The sequence below is a fragment of the Chryseobacterium sp. MEBOG07 genome (assembly GCF_021869745.1).
In the GTDB taxonomy this organism is placed as follows: domain Bacteria; phylum Bacteroidota; class Bacteroidia; order Flavobacteriales; family Weeksellaceae; genus Chryseobacterium; species Chryseobacterium viscerum.
The window spans coordinates 569,806-593,803 of the sequence record NZ_CP084579.1 but is presented as its reverse complement, the minus strand read 5'-3'; the positions used below and the strand labels follow the sequence as shown (position 1 = coordinate 593,803).

Below are 23,998 nucleotides of genomic sequence, written 5' to 3'. Positions count from 1 at the left end.
CTCGAGTCTATGCAAATATACATTATAAAACAAAAAAGTGGGAAACAGGTTCCCACTTTATATTTGATCAGCTGTATCAGCTTAACAGCGTTTATTTTATAGAAGCCGCCCAGCTCTTCTCCAATGGAAGAAGGAAGTGGCTCAAAAAGTCCAGATACGTATTTTTAGAGAAATCAAAAACCTGGATATCGTTTGAAAGGTCACCATTTCTCAACTTTGTTTTAAAATCGATCAGTTTTAAAGTTTTCACTTCTCCGTTTTCAACAAAGCTTGCCTTCATTCTGTCAAAAAGACCCAATTGATATTCTTCATCAATTTCTCTCATGATCTTTCCTAATGCATCAATGCTGCATCCTGAAGCCATTTCTTTTTCTTCATCTACACAGACCACTATAAACTGGTTCTTTTCAATTTTAAATGAAGAAGAAAGCGGTTTTCCATGGGCAGCCCAAGTCGCAAGGAAATCAAATAGTTTTTCAGTAATGATCTTTGCCTCTTTCGTTTCAAAAGGTCTTGAAGCCGGGTATATAATAACTCTGTAGTCGTTGGTTTCTACAATGCTAGATTCTTCGATTTTCATAATGTAACAATTTATTTTTCAAGGCACTGTGCAATCACTCTTCAATTCGGTTCATAGAACAGAATATTACTGTAACAGTGATTTCATATCCTTACCATCTAAAAGACAAAATTACGCAATTTTCTCGAGTTTAAGATCATTGTATTTTTTGCTCAGTACATAAAGCATCATAATGAAAAGCGGGAAAATAAACGGAAAGAAAAACCGTAGTGCCGCCGATTGCGGAAAGAAAAAGAATTTAATATAAACATTCACCAGAAAAAGAACTGAGATCATCCTTACCCACATATCTTTTGATTTCCAGAAAATAACGCCAATCATAATCGCTACGGATAATGTCACTTTTTTAAAGTAAATAATTTTAATATAAATAATGCTTAAATACTCCATTACACTGACATCGATAGGATGGGTAGAGATAATAGGTCTTCTGTCTATAAACGTGTCATAAAAGACGTCTTTCCAACCGGGATAATGGTAAAATTTAATAATTGCCAGGTACATTAGTAAAAGTACTGTTCCTTGCGCAATAAGGGAAACATCAATTTTCTTTTCTCTAATGTAGTAAAAGAAGAAGACAGCGATGATATAAGTCAGAGTAAAAGTAATATAGTCCGGACGTATGAAAGTGATTCCAAAAAGAAGCAGAAACATGATCCATTTGCTCCAATTCTTAATCAAAGCAATAATAAAGATCAGCATAAACTGAAAAATAAACATATCCGGTGTAGAAACCCTGGACATATAGGTCATTGGCGGCAAAAGCATAGCAGCTACCGTTAATAGTACAGCAAGCCAGTATTTCTTCGGAAACAGGAGTTTTAGAATATAAAATAATAATAATCCTGAAAAAAAGTAAGAAATAAGACTGGTAAACAGGACGGCCATTGGGGAGGAAAGTCCAAGCTTATAAAAAAGAGTTATCACAAGAATATACCCTATTTTGATTTGAAAATAGGGTAATTGTTCTGTAAAAGATTGTGTATTTTTTACGAAATACTGCCTGGGAATGTCCCATTGCTTTATTCCGATTACGTCTGCGTAATGCTCTGCAGGAGCCTCTTTTTTTATTTCTTGATACGTAATGATTCTAACTTTATCCGGTGAGTCCGGAAATTCGGAAGTATACATAGATCCCAGATAGCCTGGCATATCCCAGTCATATACTCTGTTTGGTAGTTCCAGAATGTAAGAAGAGTAAGTATCGAAATTATAAACAAAAAGGAGAATCTCCATTTTACTTTCATAAACCTGTATAAGATTACAACTATAAATCTTCTGCTTCAGCAAGAAGTTCAACGATATCTTTTACGGCAACTTCAGTATTTTTGTTAAAGTGTTTTACCCCATCCGTCATCATCGTGTTGCAGAAAGGGCATCCAGTAGCAATTACTTTAGGTTCAAAAGATAAAGCTTCTTCCGTTCTTTCAATATTAATGTCTTTGTTTCCTTTTTCAGGTTCTTTAAACATCTGTGCACCCCCTGCTCCACAGCAAAGTCCGTTGGTCTTGCAACGCTTCATTTCTACAAGCTCTGCATCCAGCTTTTCAAGCAATAGTCTTGGAGCTTCATATTCATCATTGGCACGTCCTAAATAGCACGGATCATGGAATGTAATTTTCTTCCCTTTGAATGCTCCTCCTTCTATTTTCAGTCTTCCTTCTTCCATCAAGGTTTTCAGGAACTGAGTATGATGCACTACGTCAAAGTGTCCTCCTAAGCTTGGATACTCATTTTTCAGGGTATTGAAACAGTGTGGACAAGCCGTTACGATTTTCTTTACTTCATAGGCATTCAGCACTTCAATATTGGTAAGGGCCATCATCTGGAAAACGAATTCATTTCCTGCTCTTTTAGCCGGATCTCCGGTACAGCTTTCTTCCTGCCCCAATACAGCAAATTCAACCCCTATTTTGTTTAATATCTTGCAAAATGCTTTTGTAATTTTTTTAGCACGGTCATCAAAACTTCCCGCACATCCAACCCAAAATAAAACTTCCGGGGCTTTTCCTTCGGCAGCATATTCTGCCATTGTTTTTATATTGAAATCCATTTCTTTTTCAATTTGAAAATGTGAGAATTTGGAAATTTGAAAATGATGTAGACTTTAATCAATTTCAAACTTACAAATTGATTAATTATCTAGTTTTCCGCTGCCCAGTTCAGACGGTCTGCCTGATTATACTGCCAAGGAGCAGCATTATTTTCCACATTGGTCATCATCAGATTCAGTTCCTGTGGCGCAGCAGACTGTTCCATCACCAGGAATCTTCTCATCTCAAAAATAATGGAAAGCGGATCAAGCAATACCGGACAAGCCTCTGTACATGCATTACATGTTGTACATGCCCAAAGTTCTTCTTTTGTAATATAATCGTTGAGCAGTTTTTTACCGTCATCAACAAATTTTCCGTTTTTATCAATATTTCTTCCTACTTCTTCCAATCGGTCTCTGGTTTTCATCAGAATCAGTCTTGGAGAAAGTTTTTTCCCGGTAATATTAGCCGGACAAACGGAAGTACAACGTCCACATTCTGTACATGAGTATGCATTAAGAAGCTGTACCTGGTTCAGATCAAAAATATCTTCTGCCCCAAATTTAGAAGGAGTATCTGCTTCAGCACCTTCAGCCGGAGCTGCGTAGGGATCAGCATTGGGATCCATCATTAATTTGATCTCTTTGGTTACAGAGTCAAGATTGTTGAATTTCCCTTTTTTATTAAGATTGGCATACCATGTACTTGGAAACGCAAGGATAATATGCAAATGTTTTGAGTAATAAAGATAGTTCATGAAGAAAAGAATCCCTACAAAGTGGAACCACCAAGCGGCTTTCTCTGTAAACATCAAAAATCCGCTATCAAAACTGAAGATTTCCAAAAACGGAACTAATGTCAATTCACTGATCGGGAAGCTTCCATGTTCTGGAAAAATGCCTCTCGTCTGTAAAATAAAATCTGAAGCATTCATTTTAAAGAAAGCCATCATCAGAGCAAACTCGATGATCAAGATCCAGTTTGCATCATTTTTCGGCCACCCAAAAAGTTCTTTCATTGTCAATCTCTTAACTCCGTAAAAATTTCTACGGATAAAGAAGATAACAACTCCAATGACCACCAAAAGTGCTAAAACTTCTAATGTTGCGGTGAAGAAATTATAAAATGTATGTCCGAAAATGCTTGATAGAAAACGATGCGTCCCAAATATTCCATCAACAATGATTTCTATTAATTCGATATTAATAATCACAAAACCTACATATACAAAAAGGTGTAGAACTCCGGCAACAGGACGTGCCGTCATTTTACTCTGTCCCATCGCTACACGAGCCATGGTTCCCCAGCGTTCTCCTTTTCTGTCGTTTCTATTGATTTCGTGACCTAACCTGATATTTCTGTAGATTTTCAGCAGGCTTTTAGCAAACAGCCCAAATCCTGCCACTAATAAAATCAGGAAAATAATGTTACCAATGTACTGCATAAGGTGGCGTATTAGTCTTTGTTATTTTTACCGAAAACCGAGAAGTTGATATATCTCTTCGGGTTCGCTTTCATATCTTCGATTAATGAATTCAAGTTAGTAGAAGCCGAATTCAGGTTGTTATAAAGCTGATCATCTTTCATCAGTTTCCCTAAACTTCCTTCTCCTTTATCAATACCGCCAATCACCTGATTCAATTTTCCTACTGTAGCATCTAAGTTGGCAATTGTTGAATTCAACTGCTTAGTATCGATGCTCTGAGCCAGGGTTCCATATTTATCCAAAGTCACTTTTCCACTTTGCATGGTAAGACTTGCATCATCCAATACTTTCTGCAGTTTAGGGTCATTGTGTCCTACCAGACTGTTTACACTTCCGGCTGTAGTCTGTAATGCTCCTACTGTTTTATTAAGATTGGATAATAAAGCTTTTATTTCAGCTCTGTTTTGAGCATCAACAAGCAGATTGGCATTAGCCATTAGAGAGTCTACTCTGTGTAGCACTACCTGCAGCTGATCTTTTACCGGGCCTACCTGAGAAGAAAGACTTCCGAGTGTTCCCAATTTGAAAGCACCTTTCAGAGTATCTCCGTCTTTAGCCGTCTGACCTCCATATGCAAGGTTTACTCTCATCTCTTTACCGGACATTAATCCTGGTTCAAAGATTTCCAATGATGAATTTTTCGAAAACTCGAATTTGTTATCTATTGTAATTTTTACAACAAAACTGATTTTACCGTCTTTCGCGGTCAGAGGAATAATCTTATCCACCTGCCCTACTTTCAAACCGTTGATAGAAACTGCTGAAGACTGCGCAAGGCCTTCTACATTATCATATTTTGCGTAAAATATATTGTCAGTAGTAAAAAGGCTCTTCCCTTTCATAAACTGAAACAACACCACAAAACCTACAATAGCCAGAAGTGTAATCACACCTGCTTTTATTTCTTTACTGAACTTCACTTGCTAATTTTTTCTAATAAGCAAATATAGTACATTTTAAATAAATCTTTTCCTTTATTGTTCTGCGATAAATACAAAAAAAGCGACAAAAAATTTGTCGCTTTTTATATCATTGAAATGAATTTCTTATTGTTGCTGATTTCCCAGCTTGTTCCAGATCTCAATTCTGTAATCCTCGATATCTGCATTGTCCTGAAGACTCTTCATCCAAGCTTGTCCGAACATTCCGGAATTTCTTTGAGTAAGAGACTCTGTGAACTGCTTAAGATCTCCAGGTTGTTTGTTTACTGTTTCTGATTTTTTGATCAAAACATAAACTCCTGTTCCACCTTCAACCGGATTGGAAAGTTTACCTTTTGCAACACCAAATGCTGCACCGGCAACTTTAGGTTCCATAGTACCTGCTATTGAAGGGTTCAATAGGTTTACTTGAGCAGACTGTTTTGGAGCTGCGAATAATTTAGCAATCTGATCTAAGCTTGAAGCTTTAGCTGCTGCAATTTTATCAGAGATTTGTTTTGCTGCCAATTTATTTTTAACAAGAACTTCAATCTGATCTCTCACAGATTCCGGATCAGCAAGACCTGCATCTTGTTTTCCGTTTAGATAAACTACAATTTTATCACCTGTTCCTTCTACTGTAAATAATTCAGTATCTCCTTTAGTTCTTTTCTTATCGAAAGCCCAAGTAAGGATTTCCGGATCTTTTTCAGTACCTAAGCCCTGAAGTTGACCTTCAAATCTTTTTGCTGCTTTTGGATTGGTGAACTGATAGTTTCCTTTTTTAGCAATATTCACGAAATCGTTGAAAGATTTTCCTTGAACCTGCTGAATGAATTTTCTTGATTTTTTATCTGTATCAGCCTCAGTAGCATCTGAAGGTTTAACTGCTTTCACAAGGTTAGCAACTTTATACCCCATTGATCCTGATTTTTTATCTTCAATATTGATGATATGGTAACCGAACTGTGTTTCTACTACTCCTGTAGCTCCTTTTGGATTGTTTGCAAGGTAAGTAAGGAACTCAGGAACGAAAGGCGTTTCCGGAGTTGTCCATCCTAAGCTACCTCCCTGAGCTGCAGAATTTGGATCACTAGAAACCTTAAGGAATTCTGTAAATCTAGCTGGAGTTGCTTTTACAATAGCACCGATAGAGTCTGCCAATTTCTTAGCCTGCTCCTTAGTTCTTGTTACTCCTTCACCTGCCGGGCTTCCTTTGAAAGCAATAAGGATATGTCTTGATAATGTAGAATCTGAAGCTCTTTTACCTACAAGCTTAGAAACTACGTATACATCCTGCTCTTTATAAGGGCCAAAAGTCTGTCCTACTGCTGCTGCAGTGATTTGATCTTTTATAGTTGGAGGCAATTGTGTAGGATTCACATATTGAGGGTTGAATGGCGCATCAGAATTTACCGTTACAAACATGGAATCATTTTTCGTATTCTGGAAGTTTTCAGCACCTCCACTTGCATCTGTACCTCCTGAATAAAGTTTTGTAATCTCTTTCAGAGTTGCTGCATCATCTGCCGCACTAGGTTTAGATGGGAAAAATACGATACCGATATTTCTGCTCGGCTCAGCTTTGAACATTACAGGGTGCTGCTTGATGTAGTTCGCAAGATCTTGTGTTGAAACACTGATCTTTGTTTTCTGAAGATAAGCTGCATAGTCTACTTTCACGAAGTCGATATCTGCAAGCTGATCTCTCTGCTTCATCAATTCTTCAGCTTCTTTTTTACCTGTAGTAACACCTGCTGAAATATTTGTAAACACCTGTCTTGCCATTAGTCTATACTCAACTGTCTTTCTAGTTTTCAACCATTGAGCATATCCTTGAGGATTGGTGTTTTTTAATGTTTCAATTTCTTTTTTAAGCTCTTGAGTTTTAAAATTACCTTTCTCATCAAAGAACTGTTGATTCTGAGCAAACATCTGATCGTACTGGATTTGATTCCAGAAATAATCATCAGTCATTTCAAAGCCCAATTTCTCAAACTGTTGTTTGATAAGTTTAGATTGTACAAGTAACTGCCAAGCCTGTTCTTCAAGACCGTTTTTTGGACGACCTTGTTGTTCAGCCTGTTGCTGCAGCACGAAAAGTTGATCATTGAACTCTTCGCGGGTGACTTTCTCACCGTTTACTTTTCCTAAAACGTCAGGATTCTTACCAAAAACCTTGTCGATACTATCCGGGTTTACCAAGAACGCCAAAAGCGCTAAGGCTATTACACCCATTAAAAGCCAAGGCTTACTCCTAATCTGTCCTAAAATTGCCATTTTATAAATTATAGTTTTTTATCAGTTTGCGAAAATACACATTTTTAAGAAATTACAGAAATAGAAGTGCTTAATTTTGACTTTTAATGTAAAGATTAACTAAAAAAGGAAATTTTGACCGCATTTTTAAGTAAAAAACAAATGGCATAAGTATTGTGCATTTCTAGAATATTATAATATGCCACACGTTTTCAGCGCATCTTATAAAAAATCCCAATAACGATAAAAAACGAAAATGACAATTTGTCATTCGATTGACTATGACAGAATTTGAAGATATTAGTTTAGAAGAAATGATCGGCGACGGTTTTGATATTGTCACTGAAGAAATCAATCTTTCCGACTTCGCAGAGACTGATAAAAATTCCGAACAGAAAATATTCCCTATACTTCCCGTAAGAAATATGGTCATGTTCCCCAATGTGGTAATTCCTATTACTGCAGGGAGAAAGACCTCAATACAACTTCTTGAGGAAGCACAAAAGAACGGAGATTTCATTGGAATTGTAAGCCAAAAAAATTCGGATGTGGAACAACCTTCCGAAAAAGATATTTATACAACCGGTACATTGGCCAAGATCATTAAGATCATCAAGCTCCCGGAAGGTAATATTACTGCTATTACAAAAGGTTTTCACCGATTTAAGATTAAAAAGATCATTGAAAACCAACCTTATTTCAGAGCAGAAATATCAAAATTAAAAGATACCCAGCCTAAAGATCAGGAGGAATACGAGGCATTGCTGGAAAATATCAAGGATCTTGCTTTAAAGATCATTGAACTGGACCCTAATATTCCTAATGCAGCAAATTTCGCAATCAAAAACATCAACAATAATGATGATCTTCTGAATTTCATCTGTACCAACGCCAATTTTTCTTCGATTGCCAAGCAAAAGCTTCTTGAAGAGAAAAGCCTGATGATAAGGGCTAAGCAATGCTACGAAATGATGCATGAGGATTTCAGAAAACTTGAATTGAGAAATCAAATTCATCAGAAGACTTCAAAAGATCTTGACAAGCAGCAAAGAGAATATTTTCTGAATCAACAGATCAGAACCATCCAGGAAGAACTGGGCGGAGGACCTGAAAGTGATATTGAAGATCTAATTACCAAGGCTAAAACGAAGAAATGGAGCAAGGAAGTAGAGGAACATTTCCAAAAGGAAATCAACAGGCTGCAACGTCAGAATCCTAATTCTCCGGACTATAATGTACAGAGAAACTATCTGGATTTCTTTACAGATCTTCCATGGGAAACCTATACAAAAGATATTTTTGATATTGCAAAGGCTGAAAAGGTACTAGACAAGGCACATTTCGGACTGGAAGATATCAAGAAAAGAATTCTGGAGCACATGGCTGTTTTAAAATTAAAAAACAACATGAAATCTCCTATCTTATTATTGGTAGGGCCTCCGGGAGTGGGTAAAACATCTTTAGGAAAATCTATTGCAGATGCTTTAGGAAGAAAATATGTAAGATTATCACTCGGTGGTCTTCATGACGAAAGCGAAATCCGCGGACATAGAAAAACATATATTGGTGCTATGGCGGGAAGGATTTTGCAATCTATCAAAAAATCCGGTACTTCAAACCCGGTAGTCGTTCTTGATGAGATTGATAAAATTGCACAAGGTATCCATGGTGACCCAAGCTCAGCACTTCTAGAAGTTCTTGATCCTGAACAAAATAAGTCTTTTTATGACAATTTCCTTGAGATGGGGTATGATTTGTCAAAAGTAATGTTCATTGCTACGGCCAATTCTCTTTCAACGATACAGACTCCTCTTTTGGACAGAACGGAAATCATTCAGATTGCCGGCTATACCTTGGAAGAAAAGACTGAGATTGCGAAAAGACATTTAATCAAGAAACAACAGGAAGAAAATGGCTTAGATGCTAAATCATTCAAACTTGGAAATGTAGAGCTTAAGCATATTATAGAAGCCCATACCTCTGAAAGCGGTGTAAGAACTCTGGAGAAAAGAATTGCTGCCGTTGCAAGATGGGCAGCTCTTCAGACTGCTCTGGTAAAAGATTATGATCCAAAAATTTCAGTGGAAAAAGTAGATGAGATCCTTGGTGTACCAAGACCAAGAAGCTTATCTGAAATCACCGGGGTTCCAGGTGTTGTAACAGGTCTTGCATGGACAAGTGTTGGTGGGGATATCCTTTATATTGAAAGTATCCTAAGCAACGGAAAAGGTTCTTTGACGATGACCGGAAACCTAGGAACAGTAATGAAGGAATCTGCTACGATTGCCCTGGAATATATTAAAGCCAAGCATGACGAACTGGGAATCTCTCAGGAAGAACTGGATAAGAAAAACATCCACGTCCATGTTCCTGAAGGAGCAACTCCTAAAGACGGACCTTCTGCGGGTATTGCGATGCTGACTTCAATGGTTTCTTCTTTTAAAAACAAAAAGATAAAACCTCACCTTGCCATGACGGGAGAAATTACACTAAGAGGAAAAGTACTTCCTGTAGGAGGAATCAAAGAAAAACTTCTTGCTGCAACAAGAGCAGGAGTCAAAGATGTTATTCTTTGTGAAGCCAACAGAAAAGACGTGGAAGAGATCAAAAAAGATTATTTGAAAAATCTAAGCATCCATTACGTCAACAGAATGGAGGAAGTAATTGACATCGCTATTGAAGCATAAAACAATTTATAACATATTAACTTCTCAATAAGGAAACACGTTCTGATATTCAGAGCGTGTTTCTGTTTTATAAATAAAAAAACAGAATTTTATTTATTGGGTGGAATAAAATTTGCTTCATTACAAGAAAAACCCTGAAGGATTGAATAAAAATTTTTCAATTCAGTGGGGTTTTCTTATTTTTATTCCACACTACAGATTTTATAGATTATGAATTTTCTTAGACTCCCTTTCCTTCTCAAGCTTTCGCTGGTGGTGGTTTCCATTATCGGCCTTGGTTATCTTCTGGCATTAGGACAGAGTATTTTAGCTCCGTTTTTTCTAGCATTCCTGCTAGCTATGCTGTTTTTACCGGCTGCCACTTTTATGGAAAAAAAGTTAAAGTTTCCAAGATCAATGTCTACCATGACCTCGGTATTTATTATGCTGATGATTTTAGGTGGAATCATTTATTTCTTTACCAATCAGCTCTCTGATTTCAGCAAGGATCTTCCCCACCTTAAAGAACAGTTCACAACTGTTTTTAATGGTTTGCAGCACTGGGTTTCCAAAAAATTCAATGTGAAAGTGGATGAACAGGTAGATTATATCAACCAGGGATTGAATAAACTACTATCTTCTTCAGGAATGATTTTAGGGTTTACTTTTGGGATATTTTCAACGGGATTCGGATTTATTATATTTTTCACCCTGTTTTTTATCTTTATTTTAAATTACAGAAGGCTTTTAAATAATTTTATCGTTACTGTTTTCAACGAAAGACATAAAGCGAGTGTACAGGAAGCTGTAAGTGAGATTCGTATTATGACCAAGAAATATATCTTCGGACTTTTTCTACAGGTAATTATCGTATCTATTCTTACTTCAATCCTTCTTACAATTCTGGGTGTGAAATATGCTATTCTTTTAGGAGTTCTGACAGGATTACTAAACGTCATTCCGTATCTGGGAATTTTTATTTCTCTTTTAATTTCATGTTTTATAGCATTTGCCACTTCAACTCCTTCCACATGTATTTATGTTGCATTGGGGTATATTGCGATTCATGCGGTAGATGGAAATATTGTTCTTCCATTTGTTGTAGGTTCCAAAGTAAAGATCAATGCTTTATTTTCCTTTATTGGTATTCTTTTAGGAGAACATCTTTGGGGAATTGCAGGAATGTTCCTGTGTATTCCAGCCATTGCTATTATTAAAATTATCTGTGAAAGAGTGGATGACCTTAAACCTTGGGGGAGATTATTGGGTGAAGAACAGAAGCCCAATAAAAAGAAGAAAAGCTATAAGATTTCTAAAAATATTACCCTGGAGGAAATGGATTAGAATATGAGTAATAAATAATGGATAATAACGGGTAAGCGAGATCATTTCGGACCTGAACTTTATATAAAAAAGAAGACTGCCTTTTTCAAGACAGTCTTTTTATATTTTACTAGGGAAGAGCGCAGTATGGGCTCATTCCGTTTGGACAGGTTTCTGTACATAGAATATTGGCTTGAATATCCGGACAGTATCCATAATCCGGTGGTGGTGTCGTACCTCCGCCCCCACCTAAACAAGGATCACCAGGCGGAATTTTACATGGACATCCTATTGGGCCTATATCACATTTTCCAATGCCACCGCCCCCTTGAATTTCTCTTAAATCCGTACGGTTTAATTTTTTTAAGCTTTTCAACATAATATTTTTATTAGTTTTTGTTTGCATCTCAAATATAGATAATAAAATTATTCAAAATCTAACATTAACCTATCATTAACATTAATTAAATGTTTTTTATAAAAATTAAATCAACGAATCCTATTTTTATTTTACATTTGATGTAAAATCATCAATTATGAAAATAGTAAAATTCATTTTATGCTTACTTTTCGGGCTTATGTTTATTAATGCCGGATTAAACAAGTTTTTTAATTATATGCCAATGGAGAAACCTACTCCAGAGCAAATGAAACTTTTCTCTGCTTTTGGAGAAATCAGCTGGCTGATGCCTTTGGTGGGTATTGTAGAAGTCATTGGCGGATTATTATTCATTTTTCCAAAAACAAGAGCGTTAGGGGCCATTGTTATTTTACCTGTCATGGTAGGAATTGTTACCCACGTTTTCACGATGGATAAATCTCCAATGGGCATGAGCATCGCCGGGGTGATGTTCCTGATCAACCTTTGGATCATTATTGACAATAAAGAAAAATACAAGCATTTAGTTTCATAAGCTGCAGGTAATAGATTTCAGGTTGTAGCACCTATAACCTGAAACCTATCATCTACTACCTGTTCCCTACACAAAAGCACTGAATCCTGTAATCGATCGTCCTACGATGAGCGAGTTGATTTCTTTTGTTCCTTCATAGGAATAAATGGCTTCGGCATCGGCTACAAAACGAGCGACATCATATTCCAGCAAAATTCCGTTTCCACCCAGCACTTCTCTTGCTCTGGAAACAATATCTCTTGTTCTGAGTGTACAGAAAACTTTAGCCAACGAAGCATGTTCATCTTTTAAAATTCCTTCATCCTGCATTTCAGACAGCCTAAAAACCATGGTCTGCATTGCAGTAAGGTTAGACAGCATTTCTACCAGATGTCCCTGAATCATTTGAAATGAGGCGATAGGTCTTCCAAACTGTTCTCTTTTTCGGGTATAATCTAAAGCACTTTCGTAAGCTCCACGCGCACAACCTGTTGCCATCCATGCCACTCCTGCTCTTGTCATTCTCAGTACTTTTCCAGTATCTTTAAATGAATTGGCGTTCTGCAAACGATTTTCTTCGGTTACAAGACAGTCTTTTAAGGTGATCAATCCGTTCTGCACGATCCTTAAAGCCATTTTTCCTTTGATCTTTTCTACGGAATATCCAGGATTATCTTTTTCTACAATAAATCCTTTTACTTCTCCACTGTCTAAATCTCTTGCCCAGATAATGATAATATCAGCAAAAGTGGCATTCCCAATCCATTTTTTCTGACCGTTCAGTACCCATCCTTCAGGTGTTTTTTTACAGGTTACAGTCAATCCGCCTGCTGCCCCGGAACCCACTTCCGGTTCTGTAAGCCCAAAAGCTCCTATTTTTTCAAATTTCTGCATCTGCGGAAGCCATTTCTGTTTCTGCTCTTCGGAACCACAGATATAAATAGATCCCATCGCCAGCCCCGACTGTACTCCAAAAAATGTGGCAATAGAAGCATCTATTCTCGCCATCTCCATCGCAATAACACCTTCCATCAGGAAAGGCATTCCCGGACAGCCGTATCCTTCATAGGTAACACCGCAGATATCCAGTTTTTGGAATTTCGGAATCAGTTCAAAAGGAAATTCATCTCTAAGCCAGTAATGGTTCACCAGAGGTTTTACTTCTTTTTCCATGAATGCTCTTACTTTAAGCTGAATTTCGCGCTGTTCGGGAGTCAGAGTATGGTAGATATCATAGAAGTCTCCATCAATAGGGGGAAGTTCCTTCTTTTTCTTTTCCGGATCAAGCATTTTCATAAGCCCGGAAAGCTGTTTATCATCCAGTTTTGAAAAATTATGCATCAGTTTTGGCAGATCTACTTTTTGAGAAATGGCACTCAGCTGATCAAAATCTATGGATGTGAATAGTCCTATTGCGTTTCTGATTTTGGAAAAGGTATTTGACATAATGATAGATTGTAGTTTTGGTTTGTAAAAGATAAGCAAAAATTGCTCCGAAAGCAATGTGCAAAGCCCAACCGTGTTTTACAAAGCATTTAATTTCAACTCATTAAAACAGAATATTCCGTTTACAAGTTTTTTACTTTTGATTTTCAAGCGTTACAAAAGATCCTGACTGAACTTTGACTCAAGCAAAAACATTAAAAATAAACGCTATGAAAACCACTTACATTAAATTATCTCTATCTGCTGTTCTTTTATTAGGTATTTATTCATGTAAAAAAGGCGAAGTTTCTTCTACAGACCTTGAAGCCTATGCTACTACAGATTCAGCAACGGCAGTTGTATCAGACAGTATCTCATCTGTTGCAGATATGAAAGTAAAAGACAAACAGTTCATCAAGACTGCAGATGTCAATATGGAAGTAAAAGATGTGTACAATGCAACCATCGCTATTGAAAAATCGGTTCAGGAGCTTGGAGGATTTGTTACCAACAGCAATCTTCAAAGTAATGTGGTTTCTGAAAGCACCTACAACACTTCTAATGAAGAAGCTATGCTGGTCAAAAAATATCAGACAGAAAATACAATGCAGGTGCATATTCCGACTGAAAAACTAGGTGAACTTTTAATGTCAATTAATACGAACAAATTATTTCTTAATTCCAGATCCATTAATGCGGAAGATGTGACTGCCAACATCAAATATTCTGAACTTGAAGGGAAAAGAAATCAAAAAACCTCTGAAAATATCAGCAAGCTGAAAACCAATAAGGATAAAGTAAACTTAGATGATAAAAATATGTCTGAAGGAAATCTTCAAAAGCTGTCAAGTATGAATATGACAGACGATCTTAAATACAGCACCATTCAGATTTACATCAAAGAACCTCAATTGCGTATTGCAGAAATTGCGGTTACCAACACAACAAGCATTGATAATAAATATAAATACAATTTCATTTATGACGCCAAAGATGGCTTTGTTTATGGTTTCTACTTGATCCAGAAAATCATAGTGGCTCTTATCAACATCTGGCCGATCCTATTAATTGCAGCTGCAGTGATCTATTTCCTAAGAAAAAAAGAATTTCAAAGCCTGGGCAACCAAAAATTCAAGAATAAAAAAAACATTCCTAACCAATTGGTTATCATCATAATTTTAGATTTTACAACCTCCTTTTCCGGGAGGTTTTTATTTTTTTTGAAAAAAAACTGTAACGATTGTAATGCCTGCTTTACCTACTCTTTAAAATAATAGAAAATCAAAAAAAATTAATAGTATGAAAAATTTAGTAAAACTTGGATTCGCAGCGTTATTATCAATGAGTATGACAACTGCAAAAGCACAGAAAGCAACTACCAACAATGACAACAGCCTGCTATGGGAAGTATCCGGGAATGGTCTCTCTAAGCCTTCTTATATTACCGGAACTTTTCATATCTTATGCAGTAAAGATTTTGAAATAAAATCTAAGGTATTGAAAGCGCTTGAGAAATCTGAAAATTTTGTCATGGAGATCAATTATACAGATCCTGCTGAAATAAAATCGCTACAAAAAATGTATAAGACAGATAAAAAAATATCAGATCAGCTTTCTCCGGATGAAGCCAAAGAGCTGAATACAATTCTGGCTGATTACGGGACGGATTTAAAAAGCATTGACTCATCAAGTTCACAAGCACTGTATGCTCTGCTTTCTACTAAAGCAATACCATGTCCCCAGACTGAAATAAAGCTCTACGAAATAGAACTTCTTCAGAAAGCAATAAAAGATAAAAAAACGGTCAGAGGACTTGAAAAGGTAGAAGATCAGATGAAAAGCATGAATGAAGCTTATAACCTGAAAAGCACCATCACCCAGCTAAAAATGAGTAAGGAATATGAAATCCTTTTTAAACAGATGATAGAAGCTTTTAAAAATGAAAATGTACAATTACTTTACAGTCTTTTTAAGGATGAAAGGTTTATGAATACCCAACAGGAAAAAGCAATGCTTACCGACAGAAATCAAAATTGGGTAAAAGCAATGCCTGAAATAATGAAAAACCAAAGTTCTTTATTTGCGGTGGGTGGATCTCATCTTATGGGCGAAAATGGTATTATCCCTCTTCTACAGGCAAAAGGTTATACTGTAAAACCTGTATCAAGTTTATAATCATAACCAAACCATGAAACTATTGTGAGCAATCCAACTGAAACTGCTTTTTTAAAGCTTGTCAACCAGCACAAGGGTATTTTGTACAAAGCCTCGCGGATCTATGCAGATTCTGTAGAGGACCGGGAAGACTTGCAGCAGGAAATCCTTATCCAGCTTTGGAAATCCTACCAGACCTTCAAAGGGAACAGTGAGTTTTCTACCTGGATGTATCGGGTTGCCATCAATACTGCTATTACGTATTTAAAAAAAGAAAAGCAGAGGTCCAATAACCACACAGATGCTTCTACTTATTTTGAAGTACAACAGGAAGACTATAATCCCACTAAGGACAGACAGCTGGAAATCTTCTACAGTGCCGTTCAGGAATTGAACTCTTTAGAAAAAGCAGTCATATTTTATTTCATGGAAGGGATGTCTCACAAAGAAATAGGGAACAATTTAGGACTCAGTGAAGGCAATGCCCGTGTAAAACTCAACAGAACAAAAGAAAAAATACAACAAATCATAAAAAAATCAGGCTATGAATTTTGATCAATTAAAAGAACAATGGAATAACGAAGGCGGCAGCGTTCATATTCCTGACACTATAGAACAATTAAAAGAAAGTAAACATCCTATAGAAAAGATTCAAAAGAGTATGAAAAAGGAATTTCCTGCACAGGTTCTTTCCATCATACTTATTGGGTTCTTCCCGCTACTATTTCAATTTCCTTCTTCACAGTATATCATTTATTATATATCTTACGCTGTATTGGTAGTAGTATCCTGTTATTATTTATTCGGATTTTATCAATTTTACAAACAAGCAGAACTTTATACCGGAAACACAAGAAACAGCCTGTGGAAGATCTATCACGAACTCAAGTTAAACATGGAAAGATACCAGTCTTTTGGTTTCTTGTTACTTCCCCATTTTCTAATAACCCTAGGGTTACTCGCTTTTAATCTGTTGGAGAAAAAGGGTGAGTCGTTAGCTGACATTACCGATAAACATCAACTATCACTCATTTTATTAGTATTGATAGGTGTTTTAGCCATTGTAGTAAGTATTATCTTATGGACAAAATATATTTACGGACCTGGTGCCAGACAATTGGAAAAGATCCTGAATGAAATGGAAGAATAGTTTAACAGCTTTTTTATACACCCTAAAAATGAAGTCTCAGAGAATATCTGAGGCTTTGTTTTTTAAAAAATTGTTATTTCTCATCTTCAAATTTATCTGAGGTTTTATTTTTCCGTAAATTTGCAAATCAGAAATAAATCATTATAGATTGTCAGTAATTTTGATCTAATACATGATTTTCTGAAGTATAAAAATTCTGTACTATGCTATCAAAAATAAATCCAACACAAACTAATAGCTGGAAGGCACTTGACGAACACTTCGGTGGAAATGATTTTGATCTTAGAAGCCTTTTCCATTATAATCCGAACCGTTTTAGCGAGTTTTCCCTGCAAAAGGACAACTATCTTTTTGATTATTCTAAAAATCTAATCGATTCAAGAACGAAGGAGCTTTTATTACAATTGGCTGAAGAAAGCCAGTTAAAGGATGCCATTTCTAAAATGTTCTCCGGAGATAAAATAAATGAAACAGAAGGAAGAGCGGTTTTGCATACGGCATTAAGAGATTTCTCTGACCGTGAAATTCTTGTAGACGGAGAAAATATCAAACCAAAAATCAAGAGAGTTCTTGACCACATGAAATCTTTTTCTGAGAAAATTATTTCAGGAGAGCACAAAGGTTTCAGCGGAAAAGAGATCACTGATGTTGTGAACATTGGTATTGGAGGCTCAGATCTGGGACCTGTAATGGTTTGTTCAGCTTTAAAGCATTTTAAAACAAGATTAGATGTTCACTTTGTTTCCAATGTGGACGGAAACCATATCGCAGAAGTGGTAAAAAACTTAAATCCTGAAACCACTTTATTCATCATTGCTTCCAAAACATTTACCACTCAGGAAACAATGACCAATGCAAATTCAGCTAAGGATTGGTTCCTAAAAGCTGGAAAACAGGAAGATGTTGCCAAACATTTCGTTGCGCTGTCTACTAATATTGAAGCCGTTAAAAAATTCGGAATTGCTGAAGAAAATATTTTTGAGTTCTGGGATTGGGTAGGCGGAAGATATTCACTTTGGAGTGCTATCGGATTAAGCATTGTTCTTTCTGTAGGATATGAAAACTTCGAACAGCTTTTAAAAGGAGCTTTTGATACAGACCAACACTTCCAGACTGCAGATTTCTCTGAAAATGTTCCTGTATTAATGGGACTTCTTGGGATCTGGTATCGTAATTTCTACGCTGCAACAACTTATGCAATCTTACCTTACTCCCAGTATTTGGACAGATTTGCGGCCTATCTTCAACAGGGAGATATGGAAAGCAACGGAAAATGTGTAGACAGAAATGGTGAATTCGTAGAATATGAAACGGGACCTATTATCTGGGGAGAACCTGGTACAAACGGTCAGCACGCTTTCTACCAGTTGATCCACCAAGGTACAGAATTGATTCCGGCAGATTTTATTGCCTATGCAAAAAGCCCGAACCAAGTTTCTGACCATCAGGATATATTATTAGCGAACTTTTTCGCTCAGACTGAAGCACTTGCCTTCGGAAAGCTGGAAGAGGAAGTGGAAGAAGAACTTAGAAATTCAGGGAAATCTGATGAAGAAATAGACAGATTGATCAATTTCAAGGTTTTCCACGGAAACACTCCTACCAACTCTATATTATTCAAGGAATTAACTCCTTTTTCATTAGGCCAGCTGATCGCTTTGTATGAACACAAAATTTTCGTTCAGGGAGTTATCTGGAATATTTTCAGCTTCGACCAGTTTGGAGTGGAATTAGGAAAAGTATTAGCCAGTAAAATCCTTCCTGAGCTTGAGAACAATGAGGCAATAAACTCTCACGACAGCTCTACCAATGGATTGATCAGTTACTATAAAGAAAATAAATAGTACGTAAAAAGAAAGTAAAAGTAAATCTATAAAGTAAAAAAGTAAAAATGGCAGAAATTCTTGACGGACTTAAAGTATCCAAAGAAATAAAAGCAGAGATCAAGGTTGAAGTAGACAAGATTCTCGAAAGCAAAAGAAGAGCTCCGCATTTGGTGGCTATTCTTGTAGGAAATAATGGAGCAAGCAAAGCCTATGTAAACTCTAAAGTGAAAGACTGTGAGGAAGTAGGATTTCAGTCCAGCTTAATTAAATTTCCTAGTACAGTTTCTGAATCTGAGTTACTAGAAAAAATTGACGAGCTTAATAAATCTAAAGCAGTAGACGGATTTATCGTTCAGCTGCCTTTACCAGATCAGATAGATCAGGAAAAGATCATCAATGCTATTGACCCAAGAAAAGACGTGGATGGTTTTCACCCTGAAAATTTTGGAAAAATGGCTCTTGAAATGGATACATTCTTGCCAGCAACTCCATTTGGGATTTTAACATTATTGGAAAGATATAATATTGAAACCAAAGGAAAAGACTGTGTAATTATCGGAAGAAGTAAAATTGTAGGAAGACCAATGAGCATCCTGATGGGAAGAAAAGATTTCCCTGGAAACTCTACTGTTACCCTTACACACTCATATACGAAAGACATCGAAGAATACACAAGAAAAGCAGACATTGTGATTACCGCTTTGGGAGATCCTCATTTCTTGAAAGGAGATATGATCAAGGAAGGAGCCGTAATTATTGACGTGGGTATTACCAGAGTGGATAACGACTCTCCAAAAGGATATTACCTTGCAGGTGACGTAGATTTTGACAGCTGTGCTGCAAAAGCAGGCTGGATTACACCGGTACCTGGAGGTGTAGGCCCAATGACAAGAGCAATGTTGATGAAAAATACCATCATCGCTTACAAAACTTCGGTCTATAACGACTAATTTTAAAATGAATAAAGAAGAAGATATTTTATTAAAAGAAGGTAAAATGCTCCCTGTAATGGAGCATTTTTACACTTTACAAGGAGAAGGAGCACACACTGGAAAAGCCTCTTATTTTATCAGACTTGGAGGCTGCGATGTCGGCTGTCACTGGTGTGATGTAAAAGAAAGCTGGGATCCGAAACTCCACCCTTTGATGAATGCAGTAGAAATTGCAGAAATGGCTGCCAAACATTGTAAAACAATTGTTTTAACAGGTGGTGAACCATTAATGTGGAATTTAGAAATATTGACCTCTAGGCTAAAAGAACTGGGGTGCACAGTACATATCGAAACTTCAGGAGCTTATCCTATGAGCGGGCACCTTGACTGGATTACGCTTTCTCCAAAGAAAACAGGATTACCTAAAGAAGAGATCTATCAAAAAGCCAATGAGCTTAAAATGATCATTTTCAATCAGCATGACTTTACCTTCGCGCAAGAGCAGGCTTCAAAAGTTTCTGAAAACTGCAGGCTTTATCTTCAAAGTGAATGGAGCAAGAGAGATGACATGTATCCTAAGATCACAGACTTCATCCTGGAACATCCGGAATGGCAGGCTTCAGTTCAGACTCATAAATATCTGAATATCCCTTAAAAAAGCGTAAATTAGCTGGTCTTATAAGCTATAATACCGTTAGATGCAGAGAATTCGATACTCTAGATACTTGAAATCGATCATTATGTTGCTTGACCTCATGGTTATTGCATCTATTTTTATATTCTTTTTTATAAGCAGAAACGAAAGTTTAAAATACCATAAAGAAACCTGGTATCAAAATATTTTTTCTCTGATTCTGTTGTTTTTGTTCTGGGTACTTCTGAGTGGTAGAACAAAAATATACAACATTCCGAGAAACCTTACATATACCTTGTTTCTTGAACGCCTTTTAATCCATTTCCTCTTTTTTATACTGGGCGTTCTGCTTATAGGGAAGGTAAGTAATAATGCATTTTTCAATTCGGATATTTACTGGCTTTCATTTTATCTTTTTATTTTCATCTTCCTGACAAAATCATTGATCTATTTTGCGATCAAATATTTACGATCTCTGGGAGCTAATTACAGAAATGTAATGTTTTTAGGAGACCATCAGTCTACAGATATTCTGAAAAATATCTTTATGGACCGTAAAGACTATGGATACAGGATATTTGAATATGACAGTTCTGATATTAACATCAGTGAACTGGTTACTTTCTGGAAAAAGAACGGGATTCACACCTTGTTTTTATCCATGGAAAACTCTTACGATGAAAAGATTGAGAATGAGATTTTCAAACTGGCGGAGGATAACAAGATTCATATTTCATTGATTCCGAGTATCACGCAAAGCGATTTTTTCCTGTATGATCTTGGATATATACAAACCCAGCCGGTTCTTAATCAGGCAAGATATCCATTAGATTATTATTCCAATTTTCTGATGAAAAGAACTTTTGATATTTTCTTTTCTATCCTGATATTGACACTGGTCTGTTCCTGGGTATTTCCCATTATTGCCATTCTTATTAAGGCGACTTCCAAAGGTCCGGTCTTTTTCCTTCAGAAAAGATATGGTTTTCATGAAGAGGTTTTCAATTGTATCAAATTCAGAACGATGATTGTGAACGATGAGTCTGCAACGAAAACAACCTCTGTAAATGATTCCAGAATTACCAAAGTAGGTAAATTTTTAAGAAAAACCAGCCTTGATGAGCTTCCACAGTTCATTAATGTATTGAAAGGTGAGATGTCTGTCGTAGGACCAAGGCCGCATATGCTTTCTGTAGACAATTATTATAAACCAAAAATCGGAAGATACAGCTTAAGGAGTATGGTTAGTCCGGGAATTACAGGATTGGCACAGGTGAATGGATTGCGTGGTGATTTTGGAGACGTGGAAGTAGAAATGAAAAAAAGAGTGCTGGCGGATGCTTTCTATGTAAGAAACTGGAGCTTTGTACTCGATCTGGTTATTATTTTAAAAACCGTTTTATTGGTTATAGGAGGTGATAAAAATGCCAAATAAAGATCATAATAAGGTAAATATTGAAATAATTTTAACACAAAACTAGGCTTTAGTCTTATTCTCGACTCTAGCCCAATTAAATAAAAAAGTCTAATTTAGCAGTATGTTAAAAAAGTTTTTCACAGCAGTAGGGGAATACATGATCCTCTTGGGAAAATCCCTGCAGAAACCTCAGAAAATGAGAGTTTTCTGGAAGCTGTTCATGAGAGAAATTAATGATTTGGGAGTGAATTCTTTCGGACTTGTCATCTTCACATCCATCTTCGTGGGGGCAGTAGTTGCTATTCAAATGTTCAATAACTTTGATGCTTCTTCATTTCCTATTCCACCTTCATTTGTAGGATATGCTACGAAAGCGGTATTGGTTTTGGAATTCGCACCTACAATCATCAGTCTGATCTTAGCAGGTAAAGTAGGATCCTATATTGCATCCAGTATCGGAACGATGAGAGTTTCCGAACAGATAGATGCTTTGGATATTATGGGAGTAAATTCACCCAATTTTCTGATCCTTCCGAAAATTATCGCATGTATGATTTTTAACCCTCTTCTTATCGCTATCAGTATTGTATTCGGTATCGGAGGTGGTTATATTGCCGGGATATTAACAGGAAACTGGACAGAGAATGATTATATCGTTGGTATCCAAATGTATATGCCCAATTTATTTGTTTACTATGCATTTACCAAGACAACCGTTTTTGCTTTTATCATTGCTACTGTGCCGTCTTATTTCGGATACAATGTAAAAGGAGGATCTTTGGAAGTAGGTAGGGCCAGTACACAGGCAGTTGTATGGACAATGGTATTTATTATCATTTCCGAATTAATTTTAACCCAATTAATATTAAGCTAATGATTGAGGTAAAAGATCTTAAGAAAAGTTTTGATGACGTTGAAGTATTGAAAGGAATTTCAACTTCATTTGATAAAGGAAAAGTAAACTTAATTATTGGGCAGAGTGGTTCCGGGAAAACAGTTTTTCTAAAAAGTCTGTTGAATGTGTATATGCCATCTTCAGGAGAAATTTTATTTGACGGCCGTAATGTAAATACCATGAACAGAGATGAAAAACAGCATCTTCGTGCAGAAATCGGAACGGTATTTCAGGGAAGTGCATTATTTGATTCCCTTACGGTAGAAGAGAATATTATGTTCCCACTTGATATGTTCACCAATCTTACTTACAGAGAAAAAAAGAAAAGGGTTTTTGAGGTAATCGGAAGAGTACATCTTGATAAAGCTGATAGAAAATACCCTTCAGAGATCTCAGGAGGAATGCAGAAAAGGGTTGCCATTGCCAGAGCTATTGTCAACAATCCTAAATATTTATTCTGTGATGAGCCCAATTCCGGACTCGATCCGTATACTTCAAAGATCATTGATGATCTTCTTTATGAAATCACAAAAGAGTACAATACAACTACCATTATCAATACTCACGATATGAACTCTGTGATGACGATTGGCGAGAAAATTGTATACCTACGATTGGGAATCAAAGAATGGGAAGGGAACAAAGACATTCTGATTACTGCAGGCAATAAAAATCTGATTGATTTCGTTTATTCTTCAGAACTGTTTAAAGAGCTGAGAGAATATTTACTTGAGAATAATAAAACGATTGAAAATACAAATACAAAAATAGACGATAATGAAAAAGGCACTTAGTATAGCGTTATTAGGGTTTTCAATGTGGGCTTCTGCACAGATTTCTCTGGCAGGTAAGGCTAACTTAATTTTTCCTACAGGCTCACCTTCATGGTCCAACATTAAAGGAACAGTGAATGATGCCATTGGCGGAACAGGTAAAAATAATGTAGGTTTCAATGTGGGACTTTCATTAAAAGTGGGTCTTCCTACTTCACTGTTTGTGATGCCGGAAATCTACTATACTCACTTCAAAAACGAGTTTACTACACAGAACACTACTTTTGATGTTAAAAGCAACCGTATAGATGTACCCGTTCTTTTGGGATACAATCTTTTAGGAAATATGCTGGGCGTTTTCGTTGGACCTGTCGGAAGTTTCAACTTAAACAAAGACAATACTTACAACGACTTTAAAGAAAATGCTAAAAATGATTTTACAGTAGGATACCAGTTTGGTGCTCAGCTTGAAATCAAAAAATTTCTTGTAAATGCAAGATATGAAGGTGCTTTCAGTAAGGATGAAAGAAACTTTATCAACAGAGTTTCCGGTTCGGAAATCAGATATGACAACAGACCTAACTTGTTTATGGTAGGTTTAGGATATAAATTCTAATCAAGTATCGAAA

At 36.4% G+C, this 23,998-nt stretch carries 22 protein-coding genes; 14 read left to right on the top strand and 8 right to left on the bottom strand.

The features are described from left to right. Positions 1 to 91: 91 nt before the first annotated feature. The 6 genes from LF886_RS02765 to LF886_RS02740 all read right to left on the bottom strand — a co-directional run bounded on the left by LF886_RS02765 (position 92) and on the right by LF886_RS02740 (position 7,302). Positions 92 to 580 (bottom strand): hypothetical protein, encoded by a 489-nt coding sequence (locus tag LF886_RS02765; protein WP_236852626.1) that lies wholly within the window; start codon positions 578 to 580, stop codon positions 92 to 94. Between the two features lie 111 nt (positions 581 to 691). Next, positions 692 to 1,816 carry a hypothetical protein gene (locus LF886_RS02760; protein ID WP_236852624.1) on the bottom strand — a complete coding sequence of 375 codons (1,125 nt, stop codon included), beginning with the start codon at positions 1,814 to 1,816 and terminating at the stop codon, positions 692 to 694. Between the two features lie 31 nt (positions 1,817 to 1,847). Beyond that, positions 1,848 to 2,633, bottom strand: coding sequence for a (Fe-S)-binding protein (locus tag LF886_RS02755; RefSeq protein WP_103232354.1), 786 nt, complete (start codon positions 2,631 to 2,633; stop codon positions 1,848 to 1,850). 89 nt (positions 2,634 to 2,722) lie between these two features. Further along, positions 2,723 to 4,060, bottom strand: a complete 1,338-nt coding sequence (locus tag LF886_RS02750) for a (Fe-S)-binding protein (protein ID WP_236852622.1) — start codon at positions 4,058 to 4,060, stop codon at positions 2,723 to 2,725. Positions 4,061 to 4,071: 11 nt separating this feature from the next. Then, positions 4,072 to 5,022, bottom strand: a complete 951-nt coding sequence (locus LF886_RS02745; RefSeq protein WP_236852620.1) for an MlaD family protein — start codon at positions 5,020 to 5,022, stop codon at positions 4,072 to 4,074. Between the two features lie 126 nt (positions 5,023 to 5,148). Then, positions 5,149 to 7,302: a SurA N-terminal domain-containing protein gene (locus tag LF886_RS02740; RefSeq protein WP_236852618.1), complete on the bottom strand. Its 2,154-nt coding sequence runs from the start codon at positions 7,300 to 7,302 to the stop codon at positions 5,149 to 5,151. A gap of 260 nt (positions 7,303 to 7,562) precedes the next feature. Here LF886_RS02740 and lon point away from each other — a divergent pair, with 260 nt between their 5' ends. Next, positions 7,563 to 9,968: an endopeptidase La gene (gene lon / locus LF886_RS02735; protein ID WP_236852617.1), complete on the top strand. Its 2,406-nt coding sequence runs from the start codon at positions 7,563 to 7,565 to the stop codon at positions 9,966 to 9,968. 210 nt (positions 9,969 to 10,178) lie between these two features. Continuing rightward, positions 10,179 to 11,291, top strand: a complete 1,113-nt coding sequence (locus LF886_RS02730) for an AI-2E family transporter (protein WP_236852615.1) — start codon at positions 10,179 to 10,181, stop codon at positions 11,289 to 11,291. 109 nt (positions 11,292 to 11,400) lie between these two features. Here LF886_RS02730 and LF886_RS02725 read toward each other — a convergent pair whose 3' ends face one another. Continuing rightward, positions 11,401 to 11,649 (bottom strand): hypothetical protein, encoded by a 249-nt coding sequence (locus tag LF886_RS02725; RefSeq protein WP_109739121.1) that lies wholly within the window; start codon positions 11,647 to 11,649, stop codon positions 11,401 to 11,403. A gap of 157 nt (positions 11,650 to 11,806) precedes the next feature. On the opposite strand from LF886_RS02725, the gene LF886_RS02720 reads away from it, so the two are divergent. Next, positions 11,807 to 12,184: a DoxX family protein gene (locus LF886_RS02720; RefSeq protein ID WP_124535849.1), complete on the top strand. Its 378-nt coding sequence runs from the start codon at positions 11,807 to 11,809 to the stop codon at positions 12,182 to 12,184. Positions 12,185 to 12,250: 66 nt separating this feature from the next. Here LF886_RS02720 and LF886_RS02715 read toward each other — a convergent pair whose 3' ends face one another. Then, positions 12,251 to 13,609 (bottom strand): acyl-CoA dehydrogenase family protein, encoded by a 1,359-nt coding sequence (locus tag LF886_RS02715; RefSeq protein WP_236852613.1) that lies wholly within the window; start codon positions 13,607 to 13,609, stop codon positions 12,251 to 12,253. 209 nt (positions 13,610 to 13,818) lie between these two features. Here LF886_RS02715 and LF886_RS02710 point away from each other — a divergent pair, with 209 nt between their 5' ends. From LF886_RS02710 to LF886_RS02660, 11 genes are all read left to right on the top strand, one after another. Then, positions 13,819 to 14,862: a DUF4349 domain-containing protein gene (locus LF886_RS02710; protein ID WP_236852611.1), complete on the top strand. Its 1,044-nt coding sequence runs from the start codon at positions 13,819 to 13,821 to the stop codon at positions 14,860 to 14,862. A 25-nt stretch (positions 14,863 to 14,887) separates the two neighbouring features. Continuing rightward, positions 14,888 to 15,763, top strand: a complete 876-nt coding sequence (locus LF886_RS02705; protein WP_236852608.1) for a TraB/GumN family protein — start codon at positions 14,888 to 14,890, stop codon at positions 15,761 to 15,763. Positions 15,764 to 15,862: 99 nt separating this feature from the next. Then, positions 15,863 to 16,297: an RNA polymerase sigma factor gene (locus LF886_RS02700; RefSeq protein WP_410685624.1), complete on the top strand. Its 435-nt coding sequence runs from the start codon at positions 15,863 to 15,865 to the stop codon at positions 16,295 to 16,297. Beyond that, positions 16,287 to 16,892 (top strand): hypothetical protein, encoded by a 606-nt coding sequence (locus tag LF886_RS02695; protein ID WP_236852605.1) that lies wholly within the window; start codon positions 16,287 to 16,289, stop codon positions 16,890 to 16,892. The genes LF886_RS02700 and LF886_RS02695 overlap by 11 nt, the downstream gene beginning before the upstream one ends. A gap of 203 nt (positions 16,893 to 17,095) precedes the next feature. Beyond that, positions 17,096 to 18,736 carry a glucose-6-phosphate isomerase gene (gene pgi, locus LF886_RS02690; RefSeq protein ID WP_236852603.1) on the top strand — a complete coding sequence of 547 codons (1,641 nt, stop codon included), beginning with the start codon at positions 17,096 to 17,098 and terminating at the stop codon, positions 18,734 to 18,736. A 47-nt stretch (positions 18,737 to 18,783) separates the two neighbouring features. Continuing rightward, positions 18,784 to 19,668, top strand: a complete 885-nt coding sequence (locus LF886_RS02685; protein WP_103232232.1) for a bifunctional 5,10-methylenetetrahydrofolate dehydrogenase/5,10-methenyltetrahydrofolate cyclohydrolase — start codon at positions 18,784 to 18,786, stop codon at positions 19,666 to 19,668. Positions 19,669 to 19,675: 7 nt separating this feature from the next. Continuing rightward, positions 19,676 to 20,305, top strand: coding sequence for a 7-carboxy-7-deazaguanine synthase QueE (locus tag LF886_RS02680; protein ID WP_103232231.1), 630 nt, complete (start codon positions 19,676 to 19,678; stop codon positions 20,303 to 20,305). Positions 20,306 to 20,390: 85 nt separating this feature from the next. Further along, the gene (locus LF886_RS02675; protein WP_236852601.1) at positions 20,391 to 21,719 is read left to right on the top strand and encodes an exopolysaccharide biosynthesis polyprenyl glycosylphosphotransferase; all 1,329 of its coding nucleotides are present in this window, start codon (positions 20,391 to 20,393) and stop codon (positions 21,717 to 21,719) included. A gap of 103 nt (positions 21,720 to 21,822) precedes the next feature. Next, on the top strand, positions 21,823 to 22,575 hold the full coding sequence (locus LF886_RS02670; protein WP_124535865.1) for an MlaE family ABC transporter permease: 753 nt from the start codon (positions 21,823 to 21,825) through the stop codon (positions 22,573 to 22,575). After that, the gene (locus LF886_RS02665; protein ID WP_236852599.1) at positions 22,575 to 23,390 is read left to right on the top strand and encodes an ABC transporter ATP-binding protein; all 816 of its coding nucleotides are present in this window, start codon (positions 22,575 to 22,577) and stop codon (positions 23,388 to 23,390) included. The genes LF886_RS02670 and LF886_RS02665 overlap by 1 nt, the downstream gene beginning before the upstream one ends. Then, positions 23,374 to 23,985: an outer membrane beta-barrel protein gene (locus LF886_RS02660; protein WP_236852597.1), complete on the top strand. Its 612-nt coding sequence runs from the start codon at positions 23,374 to 23,376 to the stop codon at positions 23,983 to 23,985. The genes LF886_RS02665 and LF886_RS02660 overlap by 17 nt, the downstream gene beginning before the upstream one ends. Positions 23,986 to 23,998: the final 13 nt, after the last annotated feature.